General features: G+C 72.6%; 19 protein-coding genes and 1 tRNA gene. 3 read left to right on the top strand and 17 right to left on the bottom strand.

Going from position 1 to position 20,001, the window contains the following annotated elements; all coding sequences use genetic code 11:
- Positions 1 to 254 precede the first annotated feature (254 nt).
- From yajC to pgsA, 11 genes are all read right to left on the bottom strand, one after another.
- A complete protein-coding gene (yajC, locus tag ACIGAN_RS19590; protein ID WP_399859006.1) occupies positions 255 to 752 on the bottom strand; it encodes a preprotein translocase subunit YajC in 498 nt (165 codons plus the stop codon).
- Between the two features lie 185 nt (positions 753 to 937).
- Positions 938 to 2,032, bottom strand: a complete 1,095-nt coding sequence (gene ruvB / locus ACIGAN_RS19585) for a Holliday junction branch migration DNA helicase RuvB (RefSeq protein WP_365097108.1) — start codon at positions 2,030 to 2,032, stop codon at positions 938 to 940.
- A gap of 25 nt (positions 2,033 to 2,057) precedes the next feature.
- Positions 2,058 to 2,663 carry a Holliday junction branch migration protein RuvA gene (gene ruvA, locus ACIGAN_RS19580; protein ID WP_365097105.1) on the bottom strand — a complete coding sequence of 202 codons (606 nt, stop codon included), beginning with the start codon at positions 2,661 to 2,663 and terminating at the stop codon, positions 2,058 to 2,060.
- The gene (gene ruvC, locus ACIGAN_RS19575; RefSeq protein ID WP_365097156.1) at positions 2,660 to 3,223 is read right to left on the bottom strand and encodes a crossover junction endodeoxyribonuclease RuvC; all 564 of its coding nucleotides are present in this window, start codon (positions 3,221 to 3,223) and stop codon (positions 2,660 to 2,662) included. Before ruvC ends, ruvA begins: the two co-directional genes overlap by 4 nt.
- 106 nt (positions 3,224 to 3,329) lie before the next feature.
- Positions 3,330 to 4,082 carry a YebC/PmpR family DNA-binding transcriptional regulator gene (locus ACIGAN_RS19570; protein WP_365097102.1) on the bottom strand — a complete coding sequence of 251 codons (753 nt, stop codon included), beginning with the start codon at positions 4,080 to 4,082 and terminating at the stop codon, positions 3,330 to 3,332.
- Between the two features lie 48 nt (positions 4,083 to 4,130).
- Positions 4,131 to 4,736, bottom strand: coding sequence for a pyridoxal 5'-phosphate synthase glutaminase subunit PdxT (gene pdxT, locus ACIGAN_RS19565; RefSeq protein ID WP_399859002.1), 606 nt, complete (start codon positions 4,734 to 4,736; stop codon positions 4,131 to 4,133).
- Positions 4,737 to 4,739: 3 nt separating this feature from the next.
- Positions 4,740 to 5,645: a pyridoxal 5'-phosphate synthase lyase subunit PdxS gene (gene pdxS / locus ACIGAN_RS19560; protein WP_365097096.1), complete on the bottom strand. Its 906-nt coding sequence runs from the start codon at positions 5,643 to 5,645 to the stop codon at positions 4,740 to 4,742.
- A gap of 161 nt (positions 5,646 to 5,806) precedes the next feature.
- The gene (locus ACIGAN_RS19555; protein ID WP_365097094.1) at positions 5,807 to 6,349 is read right to left on the bottom strand and encodes a hypothetical protein; all 543 of its coding nucleotides are present in this window, start codon (positions 6,347 to 6,349) and stop codon (positions 5,807 to 5,809) included.
- 380 nt (positions 6,350 to 6,729) lie between these two features.
- A complete protein-coding gene (locus ACIGAN_RS19550; protein WP_365097091.1) occupies positions 6,730 to 7,893 on the bottom strand; it encodes a glycosyltransferase family 4 protein in 1,164 nt (387 codons plus the stop codon).
- Positions 7,890 to 8,798, bottom strand: a complete 909-nt coding sequence (locus tag ACIGAN_RS19545) for a phosphatidylinositol mannoside acyltransferase (protein WP_365742831.1) — start codon at positions 8,796 to 8,798, stop codon at positions 7,890 to 7,892. Before ACIGAN_RS19545 ends, ACIGAN_RS19550 begins: the two co-directional genes overlap by 4 nt.
- Positions 8,795 to 9,568: a phosphatidylinositol phosphate synthase gene (pgsA, locus tag ACIGAN_RS19540; protein WP_365742865.1), complete on the bottom strand. Its 774-nt coding sequence runs from the start codon at positions 9,566 to 9,568 to the stop codon at positions 8,795 to 8,797. The genes ACIGAN_RS19545 and pgsA overlap by 4 nt, the downstream gene beginning before the upstream one ends.
- 217 nt (positions 9,569 to 9,785) lie before the next feature.
- Here pgsA and ACIGAN_RS19535 point away from each other — a divergent pair, with 217 nt between their 5' ends.
- Together ACIGAN_RS19535 and ACIGAN_RS19530 are read left to right on the top strand one after the other, a co-directional pair.
- Positions 9,786 to 11,984 (top strand): elongation factor G-like protein EF-G2, encoded by a 2,199-nt coding sequence (locus ACIGAN_RS19535; RefSeq protein ID WP_399858999.1) that lies wholly within the window; start codon positions 9,786 to 9,788, stop codon positions 11,982 to 11,984.
- Between the two features lie 171 nt (positions 11,985 to 12,155).
- Positions 12,156 to 13,823 carry a hypothetical protein gene (locus ACIGAN_RS19530; RefSeq protein WP_365097083.1) on the top strand — a complete coding sequence of 556 codons (1,668 nt, stop codon included), beginning with the start codon at positions 12,156 to 12,158 and terminating at the stop codon, positions 13,821 to 13,823.
- A 90-nt stretch (positions 13,824 to 13,913) separates the two neighbouring features.
- Here ACIGAN_RS19530 and ACIGAN_RS19525 read toward each other — a convergent pair whose 3' ends face one another.
- From ACIGAN_RS19525 to ACIGAN_RS19510, 4 genes are all read right to left on the bottom strand, one after another.
- A complete protein-coding gene (locus tag ACIGAN_RS19525) occupies positions 13,914 to 14,474 on the bottom strand; it encodes an HIT family protein (protein ID WP_344544450.1) in 561 nt (186 codons plus the stop codon).
- Between the two features lie 66 nt (positions 14,475 to 14,540).
- Positions 14,541 to 16,517 (bottom strand): threonine--tRNA ligase, encoded by a 1,977-nt coding sequence (thrS, locus tag ACIGAN_RS19520; protein ID WP_399858996.1) that lies wholly within the window; start codon positions 16,515 to 16,517, stop codon positions 14,541 to 14,543.
- 91 nt (positions 16,518 to 16,608) lie between these two features.
- Positions 16,609 to 17,832 (bottom strand): hypothetical protein, encoded by a 1,224-nt coding sequence (locus tag ACIGAN_RS19515; protein ID WP_399858993.1) that lies wholly within the window; start codon positions 17,830 to 17,832, stop codon positions 16,609 to 16,611.
- Positions 17,829 to 18,395 carry a DUF4365 domain-containing protein gene (locus ACIGAN_RS19510; RefSeq protein WP_399858991.1) on the bottom strand — a complete coding sequence of 189 codons (567 nt, stop codon included), beginning with the start codon at positions 18,393 to 18,395 and terminating at the stop codon, positions 17,829 to 17,831. The genes ACIGAN_RS19515 and ACIGAN_RS19510 overlap by 4 nt, the downstream gene beginning before the upstream one ends.
- 170 nt (positions 18,396 to 18,565) lie before the next feature.
- On the opposite strand from ACIGAN_RS19510, the gene ACIGAN_RS19505 reads away from it, so the two are divergent.
- Positions 18,566 to 19,294, top strand: a complete 729-nt coding sequence (locus ACIGAN_RS19505) for a 3'-5' exonuclease (RefSeq protein ID WP_399858988.1) — start codon at positions 18,566 to 18,568, stop codon at positions 19,292 to 19,294.
- Positions 19,295 to 19,435: 141 nt separating this feature from the next.
- Here the strand turns inward: ACIGAN_RS19505 and ACIGAN_RS19500 are convergent.
- Together ACIGAN_RS19500 and ACIGAN_RS19495 are read right to left on the bottom strand one after the other, a co-directional pair.
- Positions 19,436 to 19,507: transfer RNA gene (locus ACIGAN_RS19500), tRNA-Val, on the bottom strand.
- A gap of 39 nt (positions 19,508 to 19,546) precedes the next feature.
- Positions 19,547 to 19,993 carry an SRPBCC family protein gene (locus ACIGAN_RS19495; RefSeq protein WP_399858987.1) on the bottom strand — a complete coding sequence of 149 codons (447 nt, stop codon included), beginning with the start codon at positions 19,991 to 19,993 and terminating at the stop codon, positions 19,547 to 19,549.
- Between the last annotated feature and the right edge of the window lie 8 nt (positions 19,994 to 20,001).

Below are 20,001 nucleotides of genomic sequence, written 5' to 3'. Positions count from 1 at the left end.
CTATGGCGTGTCCCGGGGTGGGGGGGGGCCCGGGCCCCCCCCCCCCCCCCCCCCCCGGCGGACGCGCCCGCGGGGGGGGGGGGGTGGCGGGGGCGCCGGCCGCCCCCCCCCCCCGCGCCCCCCCCGGCGGCGCCCCCCCCGCGGTGGGGGGCCCCGGCCCCGCCCCCCCCCCCCCGGGGGGCGCCGGGGGGGGGGGGGGGGGGGGGGGGGGGGGGGGGGGGGCCCCCCCCCCCCCCCCCCCCCCGGGCCCACGACTACTTCGCCTCGGAGTCGCCGTCGGTCTTCTTCGGCTCTGCGTCCGTCTTCGCCTCGCCGGCCGGGGCCTCGTCGGCTGCTTCGTCGGCGGTGTCCTTCTTGCCGAGGTCGACGGCCCTGTCGTCGGCGGGGGCGTCGGTGGCGGAGTCGCCGGTCCCGGTGAGGGAGGAGGCGTCGTCCGGGACGAGGTCGGCGTCGGACTTCAGGTCGTGCTCGATGCCGTGGACGATGCGGTTGTACTCGTCGTCGGTGAGGACGGCACCGATGGCGTTCTTGGCGAAGAGGAGCTCGACGCCCGGCCCGGCGTCGAGGAGGACGGTGTCCTCGTTGACCTCCTTGACCGTGGCGTACATGCCCCCGATGGTGCGGACACCGCTGCCGGGCTGCATTTGGTTCCGCATCTCCACGGCCTGCTGCTGCTTCTTCTTGGCCGATCGGGTCATCAGGAACATGGCCCCGATGAGCACGATGAACGGGAGGAGGGTCAGGAGACTCACGGGTCGGTACTTCCTTCACACGACCGCGCTGTGAGCGGCCAGATGGTTGGGGGTGTGTACGCCGCCGACAAAGGCGGCATCGGCGGAGTCTAAGCGAGTCCGCGCGCATGGAACAACGCTCAGCATGGCACCGGGGTTCCTCCTGCGGCCACTGTCCTCGCCGACCCGGACCGGTGACGGCGGCGTCACGCCCCGAACAGGTCCTGTTGTCCGTTTCCGCCGGTCCGGGAGTGTGGCGGGGTGAGGCCGAGGTGCGCCCAGGCGGCCGGGGTGGCGACCCGGCCGCGCGGGGTGCGGGCGAGCAGTCCCTCCCGTACGAGGAAGGGTTCGGCGACCTCTTCCACGGTCTCGCGCTCCTCCCCCACCGCGACCGCGAGCGTGGACAGGCCGACGGGGCCGCCGCCGAAGAGTTTGAGCAGGGCTTCCAGCACGGCCCGGTCGAGGCGGTCGAGGCCGCGCGCGTCCACCTCGTAGACGGCGAGGGCGGCCGCGGCGATGTCGCGCGTGATGCGGCCGTCCGCCTTGACCTGCGCGTAGTCGCGGACGCGGCGCAGCAGGCGGTTGGCGATGCGCGGGGTGCCGCGGGAGCGGCCGGCGATCTCGGCGGCGCCCGCCGGGTCGATCTCGACCTCCAGGAGGTTGGCCGAGCGGTGGACGACCCGCTCCAGTTCGGCCGGTTCGTAGAACTCCATGTGGGCGGTGAAGCCGAAGCGGTCGCGCAGCGGGGGCGGGAGCAGGCCGGCCCGGGTGGTGGCGCCGACCAGGGTGAAGGGGGGCAGCTCCAGCGGGATGGCCGTGGCGCCGGGGCCCTTGCCGACGATGACGTCGACGCGGAAGTCCTCCATCGCCATGTACAGCATCTCCTCGGCGGGCCGGGACATGCGGTGGATCTCGTCGAGGAAGAGGACCTCGCCCTCCTGGAGGGAGGACAGGATCGCGGCGAGGTCGCCGGCGTGCTGGATGGCGGGGCCGGACGTGATGCGGATGGGGGCGCCCATCTCGGCCGCGATGATCATCGACAGGGTGGTCTTGCCGAGGCCGGGGGCGCCGGAGAGCAGCACGTGGTCGGCGGTGGCACCACGCGCGCGTGCGGCGCGCAGGACGAGGTCGAGCTGTTCGCGGACCTTTTCCTGGCCGATGAACTCGCCCAGGTCCTTGGGGCGCAGGGCGGCCTCGACGGCCTGGTCCTCCCGGTCGGCGACGGAGTCCACCAACCGCTCCTCGGCGGGCCCGGCGAGCGGCTCGGCGGCCTCGGCGTCGGTCGTGTCGTCCCAGTTCATGTGATGTGCCTCGGGTCGTGGGGGGTCAGCGGGCGCGGTTCAGGGTCTGCAGGGCCGCCTTCAGCAGGTGGCCCACCTGGGGCGCGCCCTCGGCGGCCTCGGCCTGGGGGGTCACGGCGGCGACGGCCTCGTCGGCCTCCCGGGTCGCGTACCCGAGGCCGATGAGGGCGGCGTGCAGCTGGTCGCGCCAGCCGGTGCCGGCCGGGGCGCCGACGGCGGGTGCGCCGACCGGGGCGCCGAGCCGGTCCTTCAGCTCCAGCAGCAGCTTCTGGGCGCCCTTCTTGCCGATGCCGGGGACGGCCGTGAGGGCCTTCTCGTCCCCGGTGGAGACGGCCCGGCGCAGGGCGTCGGGGCTGTGCACGGCGAGCATGGCCTGGGCGAGCCGGGGTCCGACGCCGCTCGCGGTCTGCAGCAGCTCGAAGACCTGCCGCTCGTCGTCGTCGGCGAAGCCGTACAGGGTGAGGGAGTCCTCGCGCACGACCAGGGACGTGTGCAGCTTGGCCGGCCGGCCCACGCGGAGGGCGGAGAGCGTGTTCGGCGTGCACTGGACGGCCATGCCGACGCCGCCGACCTCGACGACAGCGGCGTCCGGGGCGAGTGCGGCCACTGTTCCGCTGACGAAGGCGATCATGCCGTACGGCCTTTCGGTGCTGGGGTCGTTGCCGTGGCCGGCGTCGCGGCGGTGTGCCGGGCGACGGCCTGCTGGAGCCGGTTCTGGGCGGGGGCGCGCCAGATGTGGCAGATGGCGAGGGCGAGGGCGTCGGCCGCGTCGGCGGGCTTGGGCGGTGCGCTGAGCCGGAGCAGCCGGGTCACCATGGCGCCCACCTGGGCCTTGTCGGCCCGGCCGCTGCCGGTGACGGCGGCCTTGACCTCGCTGGGGGTGTGCAGCGCGACGGGGATGCCGCGGCGGGCGGCGCACAGCATGGCGACGGCGCTGGCCTGGGCGGTGCCCATCACCGTGCGGACGTTGTGCTGGCTGAAGACGCGCTCCACGGCGACGAACTCGGGGCGGTGCTCGTCGAGCCACTGCTCGATGCCCTGCTCGACGGCGACGAGGCGGTGGCCGAGCTCGGCGTCGGCGGGGGTGCGGACCACGCCCACGCCGATCATCGTGAGCGGCCGTCCGGCGACGCCCTCGACGACGCCCACACCGCACCGGGTCAGTCCCGGGTCCACCCCCAGCACGCGCACCGGGCCCTCCTTTTCGGTCACCTGTTTGTGCAGGCTATCGGGTGCCACCGACAACGCGACGGGCCGACGGGGTGTGTCCCGTCGGCCCGTTGCTCTCGTGCGCGGGTCAGGCGTCGACCTTCTCCATGACCTCGTCGCTGACGTCGAAGTTGGCGAAGACGTTCTGCACGTCGTCGCTGTCCTCCAGCGCGTCGATCAGCTTGAAGATCTTCTTGGCGCCCTCCTCGTCCAGCTCGACCTGCATGGTCGGGACGAAGTTGGCGTCGGCGGAGTCGTAGTCGATGCCGGCGTCCTGGAGGGCGGTGCGGACCGCGACCAGGTCGGTGGCCTCGCTGATGACCTCGAAGCTCTCGCCGAGGTCGTTGACCTCCTCGGCACCCGCGTCGAGCACGGCGGCCAGCACGTCGTCCTCGGTCAGCTCGCCCTTGGGGACGATCACGACGCCCTTGCGGTTGAACAGGTACGACACCGAGCCCGGGTCGGCCATGGAGCCGCCGTTGCGGGTCATGGCGACGCGGACCTCGGAGGCGGCGCGGTTGCGGTTGTCGGTGAGGCACTCGATGAGCACCGCGACACCGTTCGGGCCGTAGCCCTCGTACATGATCGTCTCGTAGTCGGCGCCGCCGGCCTCGAGGCCCGCGCCGCGCTTGACCGCCGAGTCGATGTTCTTGTTGGGGACCGACGACTTCTTCGCCTTCTGGATGGCGTCGTAGAGCGTCGGGTTGCCCTCGGGGTCGGCGCCGCCCATGCGAGCCGCGACCTCGATGTTCTTGATCAGCTTCGCGAAGAGCTTGCCGCGCTTGGCATCGATGACGGCCTTCTTGTGCTTCGTCGTGGCCCATTTAGAGTGGCCGGACATCTGCCTGTCTCCTTCGCGTAACCCATCTCAGCAACGAACGCAGGAATCCTACAAGGACTCGGCTGTCCGGTTCGCCCTCACCATGGCGACGAACAGGGCGTGCACGCGGTGGTCGCCGGTCAGCTCCGGGTGGAACGACGTGGCCAGCGCGTTGCCCTGGCGCACGGCGACGATGTGGCCGTCGTGCTCGGCGAGCACCTCGGTGCGGGCGCCGACGGACTCCACCCAGGGGGCGCGGATGAAGACGCCCTCCACAGGGTCGCCGTCGATGCCCTTGAGCTCGACGGCCGCCTCGAAGGACTCGTTCTGCCGGCCGAAGGCGTTGCGGCGCACGATCATGTCGATGCCGCCGACGGTCTCCTGGCCCGAGCGCGGGTCGAGGATCTTGTCCGCGAGCATGATCATGCCCGCACAGGTGCCGTAGACGGACATGCCGTCGCGCACCCGCGCGCGGAGCGGCTCCATCACGCCGAACAGCACGGCCAGTTTCGAGATGGTCGTGGACTCGCCGCCGGGGATGACCAGGCCGTCCACCTCGGCGAGTTCCTCGGGGCGCCGCACCGGCCTGGCCACGGCGTCGGTCGCGGCCAGGGCGACGAGGTGCTCCCGTACGTCGCCCTGGAGGGCCAGGACGCCTATGACAGGAGTGCTCATGGACTACCAGCCGCGGTTGGCGTAGCGCTCGGCCTCGGGGAGGGTGTCGCAGTTGATGCCGACCATGGCCTCGCCGAGGTTGCGGGACGCGTCCGCGATGATCTTCGGGTCGTCGTAGAAGGTGGTGGCCTTGACGATGGCGGCGGCGCGCTTGGCCGGGTCGCCGGACTTGAAGATGCCGGAGCCGACGAAGACGCCCTCGGCGCCGAGCTGGCGCATCAGGGCCGCGTCGGCCGGGGTGGCGACGCCGCCGGCGGAGAAGAGGACCACCGGGAGCTTGCCCAGCTCGGCGACCTCCTTGACCAGCTCGTACGGGGCGCGCAGCTCCTTGGCGGCGGCGTACAGCTCGTGGTTGTCGTAGCCGCGCAGGCGGGCGATCTCGTTCTTGATCTGGCGCAGGTGGCGGACGGCCTCGACGACGTTGCCGGTGCCGGCCTCGCCCTTGGAGCGGATCATCGCGGCGCCCTCGGCGATGCGGCGCAGGGCCTCGCCCAGGTTGGTGGCACCGCAGACGAACGGCGTGGTGAAGGCCCACTTGTCGGAGTGGTTGACCTCGTCGGCCGGGGTGAGGACCTCGGACTCGTCGATGTAGTCGACGCCGAGGGACTGCAGCACCTGGGCCTCGACGAAGTGGCCGATGCGGGACTTGGCCATGACCGGGATGGAGACGGCCTCGATGATCCCCTCGATCATGTCCGGGTCGGACATGCGGGCCACGCCGCCGTCCTTGCGGATGTCGGCCGGGACCCGCTCCAGGGCCATGACGGCGACGGCGCCCGCGTCCTCGGCGATCTTCGCCTGCTCCGGGGTGACGACGTCCATGATGACGCCGCCCTTGAGCTGCTCGGCCATGCCGCGCTTCACACGGGCGGTGCCGGTCTCGGGAGCCTGGTTTTCGGAGATGGACACGGGTGACCTCGCTGATGGGAAAGAGGGTTTCTGCAGCACCGAGGAAACGTGAGGGAAGCAGGCCACATCAAGGGCCAATGGGAACGCCGTGGATCCTTTTCGCGGGGACGGGCGGGAAACGGCTGGTGAACGGGGGTGGGGGTGTGGCGGGCCCGGGCGGGCTAGGCGGCCCGGTCCACCAGAGCCGCGGGAGGTTCGTCGTCCATCTCGAAGGCCATGGGGAAGGGCGCGTGACCGGCCAGGCGGAACCAGCGCACCTTGCGGTGCCGGCGCAGGGCGCGGGCCGCGCGTACGGCGTCGTTGTGGAAGCGCCGGGCCATCGGGACCCTGCGGACCGCCTCGGTGAGCTCCCGTGCCGCCTCCTCTCCCCCGGGCGCGCCGCGCACCGCCTCCACCTGGGCCGGCTCCCCGAACACGGCCCGCAGCGCCTGGCTCAGCTCACTCTCGGCGACCTCCCGCTGTTCCTCCTCGGCCTGCCGGGCGGCGTGCGCGGCCTCGTAGAGGACGATCGAGGCGGCCGGGTCCAGCACGCCGGAGGTGGCCAGTTCCTGGGCGACGGAGGCGCGTCGGAGCAGTTGCGCGTCGAGCGCGGCGCGGGCGGCGTCGATGCGTGCGTGCAGCCGGTCCAGTCGCCCGGCCGTCCAGCTCAGGTACAGGCCGATCGCCACGAGGGCGACGAGGATCCAGATGAGGGTTGCGGTCACGGGCCAAGAGGCTACCGGGGCGCTCCGCCGGGTCGGCCGGGCGTCCTGCCGGGGTGCTCCGCCGGGTCGGCCGGGCGTCCTGCCGGGGTGCTCCGCCGGGTCGGCCGGGCGTCCTGCCGGGGTGGGACCCGGCCCGGCCCTCCTGGGGGCTGCCGCCCCCGGACCCCCGGCTGTGGGGCTGAACGGCCTCGTCGCCGAGCGGTGGACGGGCCGGGCGATGGGGCCGCGCGGTCTGGTCCCCGGCGGGCGAACGGGCCGGGTGGGACAACGGGCCGGGTGGGCGAACGGGCCGGGTGGGCCGGGGTGCCGCCCCGGCTGTGCGCGGCGTGCTTCGCGCGCCGGGTCGTCAGTTCCCGGCCGGCCGAAGCCCGCTCCGATGGTCAGTCCCTGGCCAGCCCCAACCGGCTCCACAAGCCGCTGGTTCGTTCGTCCTCGGCCACCGCCGCCGCGCCCGCCGTGACCGTCTCGTAGACCGACATGATGTCCGCGCCGACCGTCGACCAGTCGAAGCGGCGCACGTGCGCGCTGCCCCGGTCGCGCAGTTCCGCGCGACGCCCGGGGTCGTCCAGGAGGCGGAGGGCGGCGTCGGCGAGGGCGTCGGCGTCCTCGTTGGGGAAGAGCTCACCGGCCGCTCCCCGGTCCAGGACCTGGGCGAAGGCGTCCAGGTCGGAGGCGAGGACGGGCGCCCCCGCGGACATGGCCTCGACGAGGATGATGCCGAAGCTCTCGCCGCCGGTGTTGGGCGCGACGTACAGGTCGACGCTGCGCAGGAAGCGGGCCTTGTCCTCGTCGCTGATCATGCCGAGGAACTCCACGCGGGGGCGCAGCTCGACGGGCAGGGACTCCACCGCCTCCTTCTCGTCGCCGCGTCCGGCGACCAGCAGCCGGGTCTCCGGCCGGGCGGCGAGGATCTTCGGCAAGGCCCTCATCAGCACCGGCAGGCCCTTGCGGGGCTCGTCGATGCGCCCGATGAAGCCGATCGTGCCGCCCTGCCACTCGGCCTTGGGCTCGGCCTCGGCGAAGAAGCCGACGTCGACGCCGTTGGGGATCACCACGGCGTCCCCGCCGAGGTGTTCCACGAGCGTGCGGCGGGCGTACTCGCTCACCGCGATCCGGGCGCTGATCTTCTCCAGGGCTGCCTGCAGGATCGAGTAGGCGGCGATCATCGCGCGGGAGCGCGGGTTGGACGTGTGGAAGGTCGCCACGATCGGGCCCTGGGCGGCCCAGCAGGCCAGCAGGCCCAGCGACGGCGAGGTCGGCTCGTGGATGTGGATCACGTCGAACGCGCCGTCGTGCAGCCAGCGGCGCACCCGGGCGGCGCTCAGGAAACCGAAGTTCAGCCGGGCCACCGAGCCGTTGTACGGCACCGGCACCGCGCGCCCGGCCGAGACGACGTACGGCGGCAGCGGGGTGTCGTCGTCGGCGGGAGCCAGGACGGACACCTCGTGGCCGAGGCGCAGGAAGTACTCGGCGAGGTCGCGGATGTGGAACTGGACCCCGCCCGGCACGTCCCAGGAGTAGGGGCAGACGATGCCGATCCTCACGGGCGCCCCTTCGCGGGGTCGAGGTCCTTGAGCCACAAGCGCTGCAGCATGTGCCAGTCCTCCGGGTGGTCGGCGATGCCGGTGGCGAAGGCGTCGGCCAGCGCCTGTGTCATGACAGACGTCTTCTCGGCGCGCGTGCCTGACTCGGGCACCTCGACGGACGGGTGGACGCGGGCGCGCATCACGGGCGAGTCGTCGTACCAGAGGGTGACGGGCAGCAGCAGGGCGCCCGTCTGCTGGGCGAGCAGGGCCGGTCCGGCCGGCATCCGGGCGGTGTCGCCGAAGAACTCCACCTCCACGCCCGAGGCGGACAGGTCGCGGTCGGCGACCAGGCAGACCAGGCCGCCGTCGCGCAGCCGCCGGGCCAGGGTGCCGAAGGCGCTGCCGCCGCTGTGCGGCAGGACCTCCATGCCGAGCCCTTCGCGGTAGGCGACGAAACGGTCGTAGAGCGTCTCGGGCTTCAGCCGCTCGGCGACCGTGGTGAAGGGGATGCCGAGCTCGGTGGTGACCCAGGCTCCGGCCAGGTCCCAGTTGGCCAGGTGCGGCAGGGCGAGGATCACGCCCCTGCCCGCGTCCATGCCCTCGGTGAGGTGGTGCAGGTCCTTGACGTCGACCCCCGCCCGGATGCGTTCCCTGCTCCAGGCGGGGAGGCGGAAGGACTCCATCCAGTAGCGCAGATACGACCGCATGCCCGCGCGGGACAGCTCGGCGAGGCGCTCGGGGCTCGCGCCGGGCACCACGCGCGCGTAGTTGCTCTCCAGGCGCCGCACGCCCTTGCCGCGCTGCTTCCAGGCGGCGTCGGCGATGGTGCGCCCGAGCCGTACGGCGACCGGCTCGGGGAGCTTCTTGACGGTGCTCCAACCCAGGCCGTACAGCGCGTCGGTCAGCCGGTCCTGGGCGCTCACGTGGCCGCCTCGCTCCCGTGGGAGGCGTTGTGCTGCTCGCCCTCGTCGTCCCGCGCGGCGGTGCGGTCCTGCGCGGCCGCGGCCGCCTCGGCCTCGGCGGACTCCCGGCGGACCGTGACGACCCGCTGGATCAGTGTGACGAGGCTGCCCACGGCGACGATCCACAGGGCGATGGGCAGCAGGTACTGGATGCCCGGGACACCGAACGCGTGCAGGCCCGCCAGACCGGCCGCGACCAGGGAGATCACCAGCCGCTCGGCGCGCTCGACGAGCCCGTTGACCGCCACCGGCAGGCCGATCGACTCGCCGCGGGCCTTGGTGTACGACACCACCTGCCCGCTGGCCAGGCAGAAGATCGACACGGCGCACAGCACGAGGTCGTCGCCGCCGCCGGCGTACCAGAGGATGAAACCGCCGAAGATGGCGCCGTCGGCGACCCGGTCGAGCGTGGAGTCGAGGAAGGCGCCCCAGCGGCTGGAGCGGCCCAGCTGGCGGGCCATGTTGCCGTCGACGAGGTCGGAGAACACGAACAGCGTGATCACGACCGTGCCCCAGAAGAACTCGCCCATGGGGTAGAAGACCAGCGCGCCCGCGACCACTCCGGCGGTGCCGATGAGCGTGACGGTGTCGGGGCTGACGCCCCGGCGGATCAGAAACGCGGCGAACGGTGTGAGGACACGCGTGAAGAATGCACGCGCGTACTTGTTCAGCATGGCCTTCCCGAGGGTCGGTGTCGCCGTCTGGCCCCTGCTGGCCACCGGCTGGCCCATCGTAGCCACGCGCGCGTGGCGGCGAGGGGCGGGCACCCGGACCCCTTTCGGGGGAACCCGCGAGACGCCGGTGGGCGGCGGGGTGACGTCGTTCGTATGGACGCACCGTGACGACAGTGGGAAGGTCGAAAGACCGCGGGCGTCGCCGGAGCCGCACCGCACGCGGATCCGGCTGTCCGCGCCCCCAGTGACCTCACCGTGCACGGGAGGCAGGATCATGGGCGACAAGGCACAGACACACCCCGGGGCCGCCGGCAGGGCACAGGCGGCCGACCACCCCCAGTCCGTACGGAATGTGGTGCTGGTCGGCCACTCCGGATCGGGCAAGACGACGTTGGTGGAGGCCCTCGCGCTGACGGCGGGGGCGGTGAACCGGGCGGGCCGCGTGGAGGACGGCGGCACCGTCTCCGACTACGACGAGATCGAGCACCGGCAGCAGCGCTCGGTCCAGCTCTCCCTGGTGCCCGTCGAGTGGGGCGGCATCAAGGTCAATCTCCTCGACACCCCCGGCTACGCCGACTTCGTCGGTGAGCTCAGGGCCGGTCTGCGGGCGGCGGACGCGGCCCTCTTCGTCGTCTCGGCCTCGGACGGTGTGGACGGCTCGACGCGCATGGTGTGGGAGGAGTGCGCGGCCGTGGGGATGCCCCGGGCCATCGTCGTCACGCACCTGGAGGCGGCGCGGGCCGACTTCGAGGAGATGACGCGGATCTGCGCGGAGGCCTTCGGCGCGGACGACCCCGACGCGGTCCTGCCGCTCTACCTGCCGCTGCACGGCCCGCAGGCACCCGACGGGCACGCGCCCGTGACCGGGCTGATCGGGCTGCTGTCGCAGAAGCTGTTCGACTACTCGACCGGTGAGCGCAAGGAGTCGGAGCCGGGCGAGGAGCAGCTGCCGCTCATCGAGGAGGCCCGCAACCGGCTGATCGAGGGGATCATCTCGGAGAGCGAGGACGAGACCCTCATGGACCGCTACCTCGCCGGGGAGCCGGTCGACGTGGAGACGCTCGTCGACGACCTGGAGCGGGCCGTGGCGCGCGGGGTCTTCTTCCCCGTCCTGGCCGCCGCCCCCGCGGCCGAGGGCGCCCGGCAGGGGCTCGGCACGGTGGAGCTGCTGGAGCTGATCACCGGCGGCTTCCCGACGCCGCTGGAGCACGGGACGGTGCGGGTCACCACGATCGACGGCGAGCCGCGCGAGCTCAAGCCCTGCGACCCGGACGCGCCGCTGGTCGCGGAGGTCGTGAAGACGTCCTCGGACCCCTACGTGGGCCGGCTGTCGCTGATCCGCGTCTTCTCCGGCACCCTGCGCGCCGACCAGACGGTCCACGTCTCCGGGCACGGGCTGGCCGACCGGGGCCACGAGGACCACGACGTCGACGAGCGGATCGGCGCCCTGTCCACGCCGTTCGGCAAACAGCAGCGCCCGGTGTCGCACGTCATCGCCGGCGACCTGGCGTGCGTGGCCAAGCTGAGCCGCGCCGAGACCGGCGACACCCTGTCCGCCAAGGACGATCCGCTGCTCATGGAGCCGTGGCAGATGCCCGACCCGCTGCTGCCGCTGGCCATCCAGGCGCACAGCAAGCCGGACGAGGACAAGCTGTCACAGGGGCTGGCCCGGCTGGTCGCCGAGGACCCGACGATGCGTCTTGAGCAGAACCAGGACACCCACCAGGTGGTCCTGTGGTGTCTGGGCGAGGCGCACGCGGACGTGGCCCTGGAGCGGCTGCGCAGCCGGTACGGCGTCCAGGTCGACGTCGTGCCGCACCGGGTGTCGCTGCGCGAGACGTTCGCGACCAAGGCCGCCGGGCGCGGCCGGCACGTCAAGCAGTCCGGCGGGCACGGGCAGTTCGCCATCTGCGAGATCGAGGTCGAGCCGCTGCCGGGCGGTTCCGGCATCGAGTTCGTGGACAAGGTCGTCGGCGGCGCGGTGCCCCGGCAGTTCATCCCGTCGGTGGAGAAGGGCGTGCGGGCCCAGGCCGCCAAGGGGGTCGCCGCCGGGCATCCGCTGATCGACGTGCGCGTGACGCTGCGGGACGGCAAGGCGCACTCGGTGGACTCCTCCGACGCCGCGTTCCAGACGGCCGGGGCGCTGGCGCTGCGGGAGGCCGCGGCCGACGCGAGGATCCATCTGCTGGAGCCGGTGGCCGAGGTGTCGGTGCTGGTCGGCGACGACTTCGTGGGCGCCGTGATGAGCGACCTGTCGGGCCGGCGCGGCCGGGTGCTGGGCACCGAGCAGACGCCCGGCGGGCGCACCCTGATCCGGGCCGAGGTGCCGGAGATCGAGATCGGCCGTTACGCGATCGACCTGCGGTCGATGACCCACGGCACGGCCCGCTTCAGCCGCCGCTACGCGCGCCACGAGCCGATGCCGCAGCAGGTCGCGGACCGGGTGCGCGAAGAGGCGCGCGCGGCTTCGTAGTTGGCGCCCCGGAGCCTCCAACTGCCCCCTCGAGGGCTCCGTTCCGGGTCGGCGGGCGGCTTGCGTGCCGTCCGCCGACGGTCGCGGGAGCATGCCGATACGCTGATGACCTGATCAACAGGTGTGCGGAGCGCGGAAGTCGGGAAGGCCGCAGATGCAGATGCGGCAGCGATGGGGGCGGCAGTGACGGACGGATTCGACTTCAGTCCCGGGGCCCAGGTGCCCGTGGCGGGCGCGAGCGGCCAGACGGCGGCGACGTATGCGCTGGCCGCGGCGGCGTACCGGGACGACGAGGTCACCAAGATCCTGAACGCCGACAACGAGTGGCACCAGTCGAAGGTGACCCCGCCGCGCCCCTGGGCGAAGATCTTCCGCCCCCGGTTCGGTGAGGCGTTCTCCCGCGCGATCATCGACCGCATGCTGGGGGCCGGGCGCAAGCCGGTCATCCAGTCCTTCGGCATCGAGCCGCAGGTCGTCGTGGAGCACTGCCTGGCGGCGCACCGCATCCGCCGCGACCGCGACAACATGCTCTCGGCGATCACGGTCGTCTGCGGGCTGCTCTTCCTGCCCGGCTTCCTGGTGTGGCTGCTGGTGTTCACGCTGCGCACGACCATGGCCAAGCGGGAGGACAAGCGGGCCGGCGCCCTGGCCACGACGCTGCTGGTCGCCGTGGGCGCGCTGGCCGTGCTGTTCCTGATCCGCACACCGTTCAGCGGGTTCTGGGCGTGGTACACGCGCCTGGCGATCGTCATGCCGGTGGTCGGCTGGTTCTGGGCCAAGCAGATCTGCGAGCGCACGGCCCGCGACCTGCGCGAGCGCTGGTCGAGTCTGCTGTCCGGCGGCGGCGTCGGCGCCAAGATCCCCGAGGCGGTGCCGGGCACGCCGGGGGACGCGGCCGAGCAGGTCCGCAAGGAGCTGGCCCGGCTCGCGGCCGAGCAGCGCTCCAACTCGGCCTTCTACGCCGGTCCCAAGGGCATCCTCGGCATGGGCACGCGCTGGGGCAGCTGGCAGCTGGCCGAGGAGCTGGTCTCCGCCGAGCCGGGCAAGGACTTCCACCCCTTCCGCAGCTGGGACGTCATCGTGGCGATCCAGGGCGGCCTGGGCATGCTGGAACGCACGTCCATCAACACCGGCGGCTTCCCCAAGCCGACCATCACGCACTGGGTCGTCACGCCGATCGGCGAGAAGGCGACGGAGGTGTCCCGCCCGAGCGGCACGGACGTCGAGGCGTACACGGTCCGGAACCACGCCATACAGGAGATCTGCAACAAGCAGCAGTTCGGCAGCGGCGACCGGCACTACCTGGGCGTGCAGTGGACCCTGTGGGACGGCCATCTGGTGATCACGATGCTGATCACGGTGACCGTGCTGCACGACACGCTGCGCATCGAGGTCACCGGTCATGCCCTGGGCCCGGTCAACTCGTTGTTCAACGAGAAGCCGGCGGCCAGGGAGAAGACGGTGCAGAAGGCGCTCCGCTTCTGGGAGACCCGCACGGTGAAGCTCCCGCTGATCGACGCCGACGAGGTCGTGCGGCTGGCCGCGCGGGCCCCGCTGACCTGGTACCCGCCGCTGCTGAACTGGCTCGGCGGAAGCCTGACGCTGCCGGAGCCGTTCGGTCTGCGGCACGCGTGGGCGGACCAGCCGTGGCGGCACCGGTTCATGGCGGACGACGCGCTGCGGGCGGCGACGCCGGTGCTGCGGGTGGTGCACGCCGCCGCGCTGAAGGTGCTGCGGGAGAACGGCGTGAACGTGGAGAAGTTCGGGGCGCGGTCGGCGGCGCTCAGCGGGGCGGTGCAGGAGGCTTCGCCGAAGAAGGCCGACGTCTACGACGCGTAGGCGATCGGCCCGGGGCCGCTGGAGGGCTTGGCCCCCGGACCCCCGGGCCCCCGTCGCCTGGACGGCCTCGTCCTCGAGCGCCGGACGGGCTCACACGGCCGGCCAGGCCTCCGCCAGCATCTTCCGCGTGTCGGCGAGCAGCTGCGGCAGCACCCGCGTGTGCCCCACGACCGGCATGAAGTTCGTGTCCCCGCCCCACCGCGGCACGATGTGCTGGTGCAGGTGCGCCGCGATGCCCGCGCCGGCGACCGAGCCCTGGTTCATGCCGATGTTGAACCCGTGCGCGCCGGAGGCGGTGCGCAGGGCCGTCATGGCCTGCTTGGTGAGTTCGCCCAGCTCGGCGGTCTCCGCGGCCGTGAGGTCGGTGTAGTCGGCGACGTGCCGGTAGGGCACGGTCATCAGGTGCCCGCCGTTGTACGGGTAGAGGTTGAGCACCGCGTAGACCTGCTCGCCGCGGCGGACGACGAGGCCGTCCTCGTCGGACTTGGCCGGGATCGAGCAGAAGGGGCAGCCGTCGCCGGCGCCCGGGCCGGTCGGCTTGTTCTCGCCCTGGATGTAGGCCATCCGATGGGGCGTCCACAGACGCTGGAACGCGTCCTGCGTCCCCACTCCCAGCTGCTGCTCCGGCTCACTCGTCATGCAGTGCAGCATATGGCGTCGAGCTGGGGGGACGGCAAAGGCCCCCGGGATCGCCCCCGGGGGCCGTGCGCCGTGCGGTCAGACCTGCGCGCGCTCCTCGACGACCTTCTGGATCTTCGCGATGGCCTCGTCGAAGGGGATGCCGTTCTCCTGCGAGCCGTCGCGGTAGCGGAAGGACACCGAGCCGTTCGACATGTCCTCGTCGCCCGCGATGACCATGAAGGGCACCTTCTGCTTCTGGGCGTTGCGGATCTTCTTCTGCATCCGGTCGGAGGAGGAGTCGACCTCGACCCGCAGCCCCTGCTTGCGGGCGGCCGCGGCGAACTTCTCCAGGTACTCGACGTGCGCGTCGCCGATCGGGATGCCGAGCGCCTGGACCGGCGCGAGCCACGCCGGGAAGGCGCCCGCGTAGTGCTCCAGCAGCACCGCGAAGAAGCGCTCGATCGAGCCGAACAGCGCGCGGTGGATCATGACCGGGCGCTGCTTGGAGCCGTCGGCGGAGGTGTACTCCAGGTCGAAGCGCTCCGGCAGGTTGAAGTCGAGCTGGATGGTCGACATCTGCCAGGTGCGGCCGATGGCGTCCTTGGCCTGGACGGAGATCTTCGGGCCGTAGAAGGCGGCGCCGCCCGGGTCGGGGACGAGCGGGAGGCCCTGCTTCTCGGCGACCTGGCGCAGCGTCTCGGTCGCCTCCTCCCAGGCCTCGTCGGAGCCGACGAACTTCTCCGGGTCCTTGGTGGACAGCTCCAGGTAGAAGTCGGTCAGGCCGTAGTCGCGCAGCAGCTCCAGCACGAAGGTGAGCAGCTTGTCGAGCTCCTCGGACATCTGCTCGCGCGTGCAGTAGATGTGGGCGTCGTCCTGGGTGAAGCCGCGGGCCCGGGTCAGGCCGTGCACCACGCCCGACTTCTCGTACCGGTACACGGTCCCGAACTCGAACAGGCGCAGCGGCAGTTCGCGGTACGACCGGCCGCGCGCGTCGAAGATCAGGTTGTGCATCGGGCAGTTCATGGGCTTGAGGTAGTAGTCCACGCCCTCGTCGAGCTGCATGGGCGGGTACATGCCGTCGGCGTACCAGTCCAGGTGGCCCGAGGTCTCGAAGAGCTTCCCCTTCGTCGCGTGCGGGGTGTAGACGAACTCGTAGCCCGCCTCCTCGTGCCGCTTGCGCGAGTAGTCCTCCATGACCCGGCGGATGATGCCGCCCTTGGGGTGGAAGACGGCGAGGCCGGAGCCGATCTGCTCCGGGATGGAGAACAGGTCCAGCTCGCTGCCGAGCTTGCGGTGGTCGCGCTTCTCGGCCTCGGCGAGGAACTCCAGGTGCGCCTTCAGCTCGTCCTTGGTGGGCCAGGCGGTGCCGTAGATGCGCTGGAGCATGGGGTTCTTCTCGCTGCCGCGCCAGTAGGCGGCCGCGTTGCGCATCAGCTTGAACGCCGGGATGTTGCGGGTGGTGGGCAGGTGGGGACCGCGGCAGAGGTCCTTCCAGCACAGCTCGCCGGTCTTGGCGTCCAGGTTGTCGTAGATCGTCAGCTCGCCGGCGCCGACCTCGACGTCCGCGCCGTCGTCGGACGAGGCGGAGCCCTTGAGGCCGATCAGCTCCAGCTTGTACGGCTCGTCGGCCAGCTCCTCGCGGGCGGCCTCGTCGGTGACGACGCGGCGGGAGAAGCGCTGCCCGCGCTTCTGGATCTCCTGCATCTTCTTCTCGATGGCCTTGAGATCCTCGGGCGTGAACGGCTTGACGACGTCGAAGTCGTAGTAGAAGCCGTCCTTGACGGGCGGGCCGATGCCGAGCTTGGCCTCGGGGAAGAGCTCCTGCACGGCCTGCGCCATGACGTGCGCGGTGGAGTGGCGCAGGATGTTCAGGCCGTCCTCGGAGGAGATCTCGACGCCCTCGACCTCGTCGCCGTCGGCCAGCGCGTACGACAGGTCCTTGAGCTCGCCGGCCACGCGCGCGGCGATGACCGAGCGCTCGCCGGCGAAGAGCTCGGCGGCCGTAGTGCCCGTCGTCACCACGCGTTCTTCCCGCTCGGAATCGCGTTGGATGATCACACGGACGTCTGACACCGGTCTCTCCTGACTGAAGGGGGCTGCGGCGCCATACCGGAGCGCACGCACGAGTAAGGATCGTACCGACCCGGGACCACCCCGGGCGAAATCAGTCCCCGCACTCCCCTGCGCAGGCCTCCTCGAAGAAGTCGAGGTTCTCCTGGAGCTCCTTCAGCAGCCGGTCCCGCTCCGCGTCGTCGACCTGGACGGGGACGACGCCGTGGGCGCCGGTGAGGCGGCGGAAGCCGCCCCGGCTCTCCAGCCTGCCGCGCACCCGCACCGGCAGCCCGACCAGGTGGGCGTGCCCGGCGATGCGGTACGCCTCCTCGTCGAGGGTGATCCGGACGTGCGGCACGTCGGCCCCGGCCAGGACGCGCAGCCGTACGGTGCCCTCGCCGCGCGGCCCGGACCGGCGCATGCGGGTGACGGCCCCGGTGATCCGCACCGGTACGGCGGGCTCCTCGCGCAGGTAGCGGGCGCCGGCGTCGCGCAGCGCGGGCAGGTCGCCGGGTGAGAACTCGACGGGCTCGGCGCCGGGCGCGCAGCCCTCGGGCGCGCCGGCCGCCGGGGCCCAGGCGACGGCGATCCGGGCGCCCTCGGTGCCCCGGACGAGGGCCACGAGGGACTCGGTGAGCTCGTGGCTCACCCCGGCCTCGACCGCCGCGTCGAAGGCGTCCATGCCGCCGGTGGCGCGCTGGTAGTCGATGGCCTCCCGGGCGGCGAAGAGGGCCTGGTGGAGCCGTACGGCGAGGGGGCGGCCGACGGTGACGGGCACGAAGGCGGTGAGCCGGCCGCCGGTGGCGGTGCCGACGAGGACGCCCTCCAGGGCCGCCGCGGCGGCGCGGCGGTGGCGGGCGCCGTGGTAGCCGGCCCGCGCGCGGGTGGCGAGGGCGGCGGCGAGCAGCGTCCGGCGGGCGGCGGTGCGCAGCCGTTCCTCGGCGGTCCAGGGCGCCGCGCCGGCGGGCCCGGCGGGCACGTCCTGCCACCAGCGGATCTCGTCGCTGGGTACGGCGAGGGAGACGAGCACCTCGCGGGCGCAGGGCGCGCCGCTGCGGGAGAGGGCGAGCAGGGCCTCGGCGAGCAGGTCGTCGCTGTCGGGGAAGGCGCGGCTCTCGGGCACCAGCAGGCTCGTGCCGCCGCCCGGTCCGGGCGGGGTCCAGCGGCCGTACCGCCCCGGGGCGCCGCCCCGGCGCTGCCAGCCGTGCCGCCGCAGCAGGGCGCCGAGCACGGCCGGGTCGACCGCGCCGGGCTCGGGCGGCGGGCCGCTCCAGGGGGTGTCCACGGGGTGGGGCCGGACGGGCCTGGCCGGTTCCTCGGTCGGGCGGTGCGTCACGGTCTTCCTCCCGTCCCGACCCGCGTCATGATCTCGCACAGCGCCCGGTCGTCGAAGATGCGTGCGGTCGGTATGCGCACGGTGGTGCGGCGGCGGCCGGTGACGGGGTGGCCGGCGAGGTTGGTCCAGTAGCAGCAGTGTCTGAGGTCGAGCCGGTCGTGGCCGGCGCGCAGCCAGTCGTCCTGCGACCGGGGCACCAGCATCACCACCAGGATCTTGTGCACGGACACGGGGGTGCGGGCGAGCTTGGCCAGGTGGTCGTTGTCGAGCGTGAAGGAGAAGGCGCGGCCCGGCGGGTGGGGCGGCACCTGGTAGGTGGCCTTGAGCTGCACCTTGATGGTGACCTCGTCGTCGACCGTGTGCCCGGGGGCGCTGTGGCTGACGTGCCAGTCGATGCCGTTGTCGGGGAAGGGCTGGGACAGCGAGCAGCCAGCGGCCGCCGCGACGGCGTGCAGATAGCCGACCTGCAGTGTCTCCATGCAGGCGGTGGTGGCGAGAGAGCCGCGAGAGGGTGCCGTGCTCCCGGGCAGCAGCCCGCCCCGCTCGGGCTGCGCTATGGCCATGGCCCAACAGCCTTCCAGAACGAGTGAGTCCCCGCTGCGGGCCGCTGAACTGCACGGACCCGTACTCCTGTTGTCTCCTTCCGGCGTACGGCGCAAACAGCCCGGGTATCACCGGATCGGGCAGCGGACGGTATGTCAACTGCCGAAGGTGAGCGAGGGGTTGTGTGGCTATGACGACGTGCTGGTTCGAGGGGCCGTTGGCCGCCTTCGACACGGAGACGACGGGCGTCGACGTCGAGACCGACCGGATCGTGTCGGCCGCCGTTGTCGTGCAGGACGCCCCGGGGATGCGGCCGCGGGTCAGCCGCTGGCTGGTGAACCCGGGGGTGCCGGTGCCCGCCGGGGCGACGGCGGTGCACGGGCTGACGGAGGAACACCTGCAGCGCAACGGCCGGTGGCCGGCGCCGGTGATGTACGAGATAGCCGAGGCGCTGGCCGAGCAGGCCCATGTCGGCCGTCCGGTCGTGGTGATGAACGCCCCTTTCGATCTCACCCTGCTGGACCGGGAGTTGCGCCGGCATCGCGCCTCGGCGCTCGGCCGCTGGTTCGAGTCGGCGCCGCTGCTGGTGCTCGACCCGAGGGTGCTGGACAAGCACCTGGACCGCTACCGCAAGGGCCGCCGCACCCTGACCGACCTGTGCGCCCACTACGGCGTCGCCCTGGAGGGCGCGCACGACGCGGCGGCGGACGCCGTGGCGGCCCTGGAGGTGACCCGGGCGGTGGGCCGCCGCTTCGCGTCCCGGCTGGAGCGCCTCGCGCCGGGCGAACTGCACACGCTGCAGGCGGTGTGGCACGCGGCGCAGGCCAGGGGTCTGCAGGCGTGGTTCGCGCGCAGCGGCGTGGACGAGGCCGTCGATCCGGCCTGGCCGCTGCGTCCGACCCTGCCCGCCGCGGCCTGAGCGCGCGGCTGGGGGCGGAGGCGAGGGGCACGCGGCGGAGGCGCGAGTCACGGGGCGGAGGCGCGGGGCACGGGACGGAGACGAAGGGCACGGGCGGGCATGAAAAAACCGGTCCGTCTGCGACGGACCGGCTGTTTCCGGTGGGCGATACTGGGTTCGAACCAGTGACCTCTTCGGTGTGAACGAAGCGCTCTCCCACTGAGCTAATCGCCCGGGAACGCACTGAACAATACAGGTCCCGGCGCGCTTCCTTCAAACCGTTCCCAGGTGCCGGAGCAGTCCGCGCCGCCCCGACCGCATCATCAGGGCGTGGTTGGCGCGGAAGACGGGCCGTCCCGGTACGGCGAACCGCCTCAGCAGCGGCTTGGTGACGCTCACCACCTGGTCGTAGCGCGCGAGGCTGCCCGTCCCGCGCGGGGTGACCGTCCAGCGCGCCCGGCCCTCGATGTCCCCGAACACGGCGATCTCCAGCACCCCGGCACCGGGGTCGCGCCGCACCTCGCGCGCCGTGAAGGTCATGTCATACGGCAGGACGGAACGGATCCGGATCACGCCGGTGGTGTCGTCGAGCCGGGTCACCTCGCGGACCTGGCGCCACCAGCGCGGGTAGTCCTCGGGCCGCTGCAGCACCTCGTAGACGGCGGCGGGGGGTGCGGGCAGGGGCCACAGGCTGCGGAAGCGGTAATGGTTCCAGTCCATGTCCGCAG

The organism is Streptomyces sp. NPDC085931 (genome assembly GCF_044540565.1).
Taxonomy (GTDB): Bacteria; Actinomycetota; Actinomycetes; order Streptomycetales; family Streptomycetaceae; genus Streptomyces.
The sequence above is the reverse complement of the archived record's forward strand: the minus strand, read 5'-3'. Positions and strand labels throughout refer to the sequence as shown.